Origin of the sequence: Microcoleus sp. T3_B1 (assembly GCF_036700445.1) — a bacterium.
Lineage (GTDB): Bacteria > Cyanobacteriota > Cyanobacteriia > Cyanobacteriales > Microcoleaceae > Microcoleus.
The window spans coordinates 1-8,313 of sequence record NZ_JAUBOX010000151.1 but is presented as its reverse complement, the minus strand read 5'-3'; the positions used below and the strand labels follow the sequence as shown (position 1 = coordinate 8,313).

The window sequence follows — 8,313 nt, the reverse complement described above, 5'->3', positions numbered from 1 at the left end:
TTTTTTTCTAATTAAGTATTTTTATCGATTTTATCATGATCTTACCTCTGTCTCACATTTATTTGAAATGACTATAAATGTTGATTTTGGTTAAGTGCGATCGCCCTTTTTTTACTTATACCAATTTAATGTGAAGTTGCATATATTTCGCTCCCCCTCGCATACCCCCTACTCCCCCTTAATAAGGGGAGTAGGGGTTGACTTTGACCAAGCTCTTGTCCCACCCCCTACTCCCCTTAATAAGGCAGGGCTGTTTCATTCTCACGAAAATCAGGCTTTTGTAGGGGCGGTGCCCCCGTGCCCGCCCCCCCACGGACGATGAAATCGATGTTTCAAATATCGGGCCAACCGGGCGTGGGATTGCCCCTACAAGAGAATGAAACAGCCCTGCTTAATAAGGGGGGTTAGGGGGGATCAGATTCTATGCAACCTCATATAAAATTGGTATTAAGGGCGATCGCACTTTTCTCTCCTTTCCTAAACCAGCATGAAATTAGCAGATGTTATCGCATTGGCACTCACTCCAACCATCACACCTAACTGCTCCCCTGTCAAGAGATTCTTGATGAGAGTTCCCTGAGTATTTTGAGTTATTTCCAACTGACCAAAACTCAAGCCACCGCTTAATCCAATCAAATCTTGACCGATGGTAAAATCAGCGATGATATCAAATCCTTGACCAGTTGTTAAGGCAAAGATATCATTGCCGCTACCGCCAATCAAACTATCATTTCCCATGCCTCCGTAAAGGATATCGTTGCCTTTGCCACCAGTGAGAGTATCGTTGTCTGCGCCTCCGAACAGAGTATCATTTCCGGCACACCCTCCCAGGATATCTGCTCCTTCATCACCGTTGATTAAGTCATTACCTTCGCCGCCGCAGATTGTATCATTTCCCTGTTGTCCAAACAGATTGTCATCACCTTGACTACCAAGCAGGATGTCGTTACCTTTGCCTCCATATAAGGTGTCATTATCCTTACCACCATCGATGAAGTCATCATCTTTGTTGCCATAAATGATGTCAATACCTTCGCGGCCATGTAAGAAGTCATTGCCTTTGCCTCCGAAGATTAAATCGTTACCCGATTCGCCAAGGATGATGTCGCTTCCTTCATCTCCGTAGAGAGTATCTTCATCTTTGCCTCCGGCGATGAAGTCATTGCCTTGGTTGCCATTAATAATGTCATTATCGGCACCACCGTATAAGTTGTCATCCCCGGATTTGCCCTCGAATATGTTGGCAGCATCGCTACCTAGTAATTCATCGTTTTGGGCAGTGCCTATCTGAATGCCGGATGCGCCGAGTATGGTGTTTTCAACTGAGTTGGGTCGGTTTAAGTTGGGATAGGTAATTTTGTCGCAGATGCACTCATCGTCTGAGAGGTTATTAGTTGTTGGCGTGGGAGTTGCTGTTTCCGATGGTGTCGGTGTTTCCGAGGCTGTTTCCGATGGTGTCGGTGTTTCCGAGGCTGTTACTGATGGGGTCAGAGCGATCGGTGGGGTGGGAGCGATCGGTGGGGTCGGAGCGATCGATGTTGGTGTGTCAGTGCCGGTTTCGGTGTCGGGGGTGGTGCCGGTGTCCTCAGATGTAGGTTCCTCGGGCTCGATCGCGTCTGTGGCATCGATCGTCTCGACAACAGGGCGAACGGTGGGGTCATTTACCTTCACCGTCTCCATCCGAGCCAGAATCGCCTCTTTGGTGTTTTGAGCGAGGAACTGTTCAACTGTCACAGTTCCCGCAGCCAAATCGGACAAACCGACAGCAATTTGACCCACAGACACCGCCTGCAACTTGGTAATTTCAAGGGCAATATCTTTGATGGGGCGACCGCTAGCGACGAGATCCTTGACCATTTGATTGCCCAAAGCCATGATTTGAGCCGCAGCAGCCGCACTCGCAGCCAGTTGTGTCGGGTTGATTTTGGGGTCAGACTCTGCTGCTTTGGTAATGGCTGCTTGCAGAATAGCCAATATTGTTTCTGTTTTACCCAAATCTACAGCAGCGCCACCCTTGAGTTGATTGGCGATCGCCCCGATACCACTAAATGCTAGTTGAGCAACTTCTGTTTCCGAAACCCCCTTGATGAATTTCGCTATCTGGACGATCGTGTTTTGCACCAGAATCATCGAACCAAACACCGATACACCATTCGCGTCGCCCTTGGCGATCGCCTCTAAGGGGTCGTAGCTACCTAAATCAACTCCTGCGGGCAGTCCTAATGCTGCTTTCACCTGAGTTTCCGCTGTTGCTGGGTCAAGGCCTTGCTGCACCATAGAGGCGATCGCCGTCGTTAAAGGTGTCACAACCGTTGACGCCAGGGTAGAAGTCAGTGGCGTAGCCATCGGCAAACCCGTTGCAGCATCCACACCGCCAAGGATATCCATACCGCCCATCAGAACAAACTGGCCTTCGGTATAGTCGAGTTCACCATTTTGGTTGGTATCAAACTTTTCGACAGCCACGTTCAGATCGATGCTGCCATCTGCCCTGGTAATCGTAAAGGGTTCACCCTCATCCAAAACCCCGTTTAAGTTGGCATCGAAGAACACCTTACCGTTACCAATGTAACCGTCTATGACACGACTCTTGTAGTATGTCCTTACTGTGTCTGCGGTAAACGTTTGGTTTGTGGTGTTAGGGGGAACTAAAACACCTGTAGCTCCGAAGACTCCCTGCCAACTATTATTGCTGGAATACTTTTTGCTGACAGCAATGCTTTGCAGCGTTTTGGCTGGGTCGGGTCTCCACCCAAACCCGAATATGGCAGGATCGTTAGCATCATCAAATTTTGATCCAGTTGTATCAAGGCTGCGATCCATTCCGTCAATCAGATGGTAACTGTAAAATGATTGAGGGGAAGATTCCTCATACCAGTCGGGAACATAGACTGAGGCTGACGCCTGGGTGCCATCACTATAGTTAAAAGTCACCCGCATAAGCCCGTCACCATCTGTGCTGGTAGCGAACAGGTGGATTTCTGAATACTTGCCGGGCGTGACGTTGAAGGTAAAGGTTGGGTTGTTACCTGTGATTACTTTGGCGTTGTTGCCGTCATTAGTATTGTTGTAGCCTAGCTGAACGTTAGGACTGAAGGCATTCGCTCGGAAAAAACCGTCGTTGGGTAATCCATTGCCATTCGCACCAGCTTTCAAACTGGCAAACGACTGTGTGACGAAGGTTTCATTCCCGCTACTTAATCCGTCTTGTGTAGGATCTGTGGCTCCTCCCTTGTCGTTGACAATCACATCGCGATCGAAGACTGAACTAAAGTCGAAATTTATAACTTTAGGATCGGGCTTAAACTCGAAATTCTCAACCCCCGTCACGATTTTCACATCGCCATTAGGAGCAACAATTTGCCATACTGCTGTAGCTGTCTCGGTAAACTTATAGTCTTCTTTCTTACCGGTCAAGAGCAAGATATCGTTGCCATCTCCTCCGTCAATAGTATCGCTGCCCTCCCCAGAATCTAGGTAATCATCGCCAACGCCACCGAAGAGAGAGTCATCCCCAGCACCACCGCTTAGGGTATCTTTGCTACTTGTACCAGAGGACGATCCGTTACCTTCGCCATAAAGAGCGTCATTGCCATCTCCACCTTGGATAGAGTCATCGCCCTGTTGACCGTAGAGAGTATCGTTGCCAGTTCCGCCTTCGAGGGTGTCATTGCCCTCCCATCCGTGAAGTTCGTCATTACCTTCATCACCCCTGAGAAGATCGTTGCCAATCTCACCCAGGAGGATATCGTTACCGGCTTGGCCAGAGAGGGTATTATTTCCAGCATTCCCAATCACTAAGTCGTTATTAGCTGAGCCAATGACATTTTCAATCGAGGTTAACAGATCTGTATTGCCAGAAAATTGGGCTTTGCCATTGTTTAAATTGACATCAACAGCACCAGTAGAAAATCTGTAGTCAGCAGTATCAGTTCCGTCACCACCATCGAGGACGTTGCTGCCATTGCCACCAGAAAGCGTGTCATTGCCTGCTTCACCGTAGAGGGAGTCGTTACCATCCCCACCATCGAGGAGATCGTTATTAGACCCACCCCCGATCTGGTCGTCTCCTGCTTCTCCACTCAGGATGTCATCATCGTCATGACTAAAGATGCGATCGTTACCGTCACCACCCTTGAGGTAATCTTTACCCCCAAAGCCTTCAAGGAAATCATTGCCACCTCGACCAAAGAGCGAATCACTACCGTCCCCGCCGTTTAGAGAGTCGTTGCCTTTACCACCGTCGAGGAAATCGTTTCCTGTTTCTCCTCGGAGTATGTCATTGCCATCTTCACCGCTAAGAATGTCATCATCATTCCCACCAAGGAGCAAATCGTCACTCAAACCGCCGAAGAGAGTATCCTTACCATTTCCACCTTCGAGTGTGTCTTTGTCGTTGCTACCGTTGTAGTTTCCTCCCGTTTTTCCGTTGTCTTCGCCATAGAGAACATCATCCCCATCTCCACCTTGGAGGAAGTCGTTATCTCCCTGACCAAAGAGAACGTCCTTGCCATTTCCGCCCTCAATGGTGTCATTACCCTGATAGCCGTGCAGTTCGTCATTGCCATCCTGACCTTTCATCAAATCATTGCCATTCTGACCAAAAACACGGTCATCATCCTGGTCAGCATTTAGGGTGTCATTACCATCGCCACCATCAAGCAGGTCCTGACCCGGATAACCGAACAAGAGATCATCGCCAGCATTACCATAAAGGAAGTCAGAACCCGAATGCCCAATAAGTCTGTCGTTGCCTTCATTGCCTTCGAGTTTGTCGTTGCCATCATGGCCCTCCAGGGTATCCTCATCTTGTTGACCCTCGAGGATATCGTCACCACTCCCACCATGGAGAAAGTCTCTGCCCCTACCACCTGCTAACTTGTCATTTCCTTCGTCGCCGTTCACCGTATCCTCGCCATCCTGACCTTCGATTCGGTCATTGCCCGACCAACCTTCTCCTTTGTCATTCCCCGACCCCAAGATGAGATGGTCATCTCCACCCTGACCTCGAATATAGTCATCACCCCCGATAGCGTCATATTTGTTATTTCCGTCACCCAGCCATTCGTTATTAGGACCATCCGACGGGCCGCCAAAAAGGCCGCCAAAAAGTTTGTTAAACGCACCTTCAAAAAAGTCACCTATTTTAGTAAAGGTATTGAGTACACCTGATGTAACACTATTAAATCCATTAACAACCCCATCAATGGCTTTATTTACAGCCTCAGTTACTGCACCCAGGGCACCGCCCGTCACCTGGTCCAACAAATTTTCCATATTTCTGAGCGGAGCTAGTGACACGGTAAAGTCACCTTTGAGCGGCCCAGCCTTATAACCTACCTTTACCTTGGAACCACTAGCTGTACCATCTGAGGTAATCTCAAGGTTTGCCTCAACATTGCCAACGAGCCCGAGATCGTAGCCTATTCGACCTTTAACTGTTAGCTGGCCATTCTGTAGGCTAATGTCGGCACTGCCTAGCTGATTACCAAAAATTTTGGCTGTCCCTCCGATTTTGATATCGGTGGGACTTTTAATATCAATTATTGCGTTCTCGATTGAGAAGGCTCCGAATAAGTCAAGATTTCCTTGAACTTTCAGCCCATTCCTATCAGCATTAATTTTGGCTCCGGCAATCTCTCGCCCAAGAATCTTCACCGAACCCGATCCACTCGCAGTTTTGTTGTTGACATCAACTGAAAAATCGTTAATGTCTAGTGCCAGGACTCCGAAAGTCAAATCAAAATCTTTGACTTTGGCACTGGTGGGTGTGATCTCAAAGTTAGCTTTAGCGGCTGTTACACCAAAAACCTCAAGTTTTCCGTCCCCTTTGAGATATTGCTCAGTGGTATCGACTTTGAGATTTAAATCCAAAGTCTTATCATTGTCACCATCTGCCCCTGTCAGCTTCAAAAATCCCCAGTCAATTTCATCAATTTTGAAAGATCCCTTTAAGCTTGGATTGATTACATCGTAGGGATTGGCGTTAAGGCTGAGAGTAACATCTTTGCCCCACAAATTTATCTTGCCATTGATCCCAAAACCTTTTGTTAATTTCGTCTCGCCAATCTCTGTATTAAAAGGCACTAACTTTAGGAGGGGATCGAGTTCTGTATCTGCATCAGAGCCATCGATAGATACAATATTTAAATCCAGAACCTCCTTCAAAAAGCCTTCTGCCGTTTTGACAAAACCGACTTCCTTACCCACTTGTTTGATCAGATAAGAACCGACTGGCCCAGCCCAAAGGTCAACTATGTTGATGGGATTGTTGGCTGTTAATTCGACAGCAAATTTCTTTGGATCGTTGCTATCCACCGCGAAAGCGGACTTGATATCGAAGTTGCCAAACTTCAAATCTCCCACAAATCCAACATTATCAATCCAGGGCGGTGCGTAGGTTCCACCTAGCTGTATAGTTAAATTCCGAATTTCTGAATCAGGTAAGCCAAAGGGATTTTTCCAAGTGTCTGTTGGCTTAAGTTCAAGCTTACTTGTGATCGATTCAGGTTGAAAGATAATATCTGCCGAAACATTTAATTCAGGTTCGTTGTCTTGGAAAGGATCGTAACCTTTAATACTTACACTTCCTCCAACCCCGAACTTGGGCGTAGAAGTGGGTGTCGTATTGATGTTTAATTTAGCACCTGTAAGTTCAATCCACAGCGGATCTTTCTTGAATAGCGTTAGTTTTTCTGTGCTTAAATTTGCAGTTACGCTCAATTCCTGGGGAGTCTCTGTTGTAATCTCAGTTTCCAGCTCTATCTCTTTAATTTTTAGCTGCTCGTGAAGGAAGTCTAAGATATTGGGTTTCCCCCCATCTTCCTCTTCTTCAAAATTCACCTTACCACCGAGTTTGTAAGTAGGAGTGCTGGTATTCAGTTCGGATATGGTTAAGCTAGGTTGGTTAATCGGTATCGTTAGATCGCCTGCAATTTTAGTAACAAGAGGAAGAACTGTGAACTTACTGAAATCTACCTCACCATCGTATGTGACTGTGAGTTCATTGTTTTCATACTCAACAGTTAGTGGGTTGACCTTTGCTATAAGCTCTTGGAGGACTGTTTTTGCTACATTAGGTACAGGAATGCTCTTATTGTTCAGGTAAGCCTCTAGCTGGCTCCAGTTATATATTCGAGAATCAGTCGGGGTGACAGTGGGGGCGGTGGGGGCTGTTGTGTCAGCCGTCGTAAAATTCCAAGCAGTTGCACCTGTAATCCCGGCATAATTATTATTAGCTAAGTCTTTAATTGCACCGTTGGCAATTTCAACATAGTATGGAGTATTTGCTACCAAGTCAGCAGTCGGATTAATAGTAACGGTAGAGCCGCTAACAGTAACATTTGCCGCTGTGACATTGATAGTTTCTACAACTGAGTTGTCCGAAACTTTCTTGATAACAATATTGCCAGTACCTTTTTGGACGGCTTCATTCAAGGTGACAACTGCATTAGCAGCAACTGGAATATTAGTGGCGTTATCTGCGGGGGTGAAACTGGCGGCTGTAGGCGCTGTGGTGTCAGCAGTGGTGAAATTCCAAGCAGTTGCACCCGCAGTGCCGGCATAATTGTTACCTGCTAAGTCTTTAATTGCACCGGCCGCAATTTCAACGTAATAACCAGTACCTTGCGCTAAATCTGCCGTGGGGTTAACTGTGACGGTACTACCGCTAACAGTGACATTTGTGGAGGTAACATTTATAGTTTCAACCACCGTGCCGTCGGTTTTCTTGATAACAATGTTGCCGATGCCTTTTTGCACCGCTTCACTCAAGGTGACGACTGCATTAGCAGCAACTGGAATATTAGTGGCGTTATTTACAGGTGTGAAAGTGGTGGCTGTCGGCGCTGTGGTGTCAGCAGTGTTGAATTTCCAAGTAGTTGCACCCGTAATCCCAGCATAATTGTTACCAGCTAAGTCTTTAATTGCACCAGCAGCAATTTCAACGTAGTAACCAGTACCTTGCGCTAAATCCGCCGTGGGGTTAACTGTGACGGTACTACCGCTAACAGTGACATTTGTGGAGGTAACATTTATAGTTTCCACCACTGAGTTATCGGAGACTTTCTTGATAACAATGTTGCCAGTGCCTTTTTGCACCGCTTCACTCAAGGTGACAACTGCATTAGCAGCAACTGCAACACCGGTGGCGTTATCTGCGGGGGTGAAAGTGGTGGCTGTCGGCGCTGTGGTGTCAGCAGTGTTGAATTTCCAAGTAGTTGCACCCGTAATCCCAGCATAATTGTTACCAGCTAAGTCTTTAATTGCACCAGCAGCAATTTCAACGTAGTAACCAGTACCTTGCGCTAAATC

1 protein-coding gene is annotated in these 8,313 nt (G+C 47.0%); it reads right to left on the bottom strand.

Annotated elements, in window-relative coordinates; genetic code table 11:
- Positions 1 to 477 precede the first annotated feature (477 nt).
- The coding region (locus QT990_RS34870) for an Ig-like domain-containing protein (protein WP_333466358.1) at positions 478 to 8,313 on the bottom strand (7,836 nt) is incomplete at its 5' end.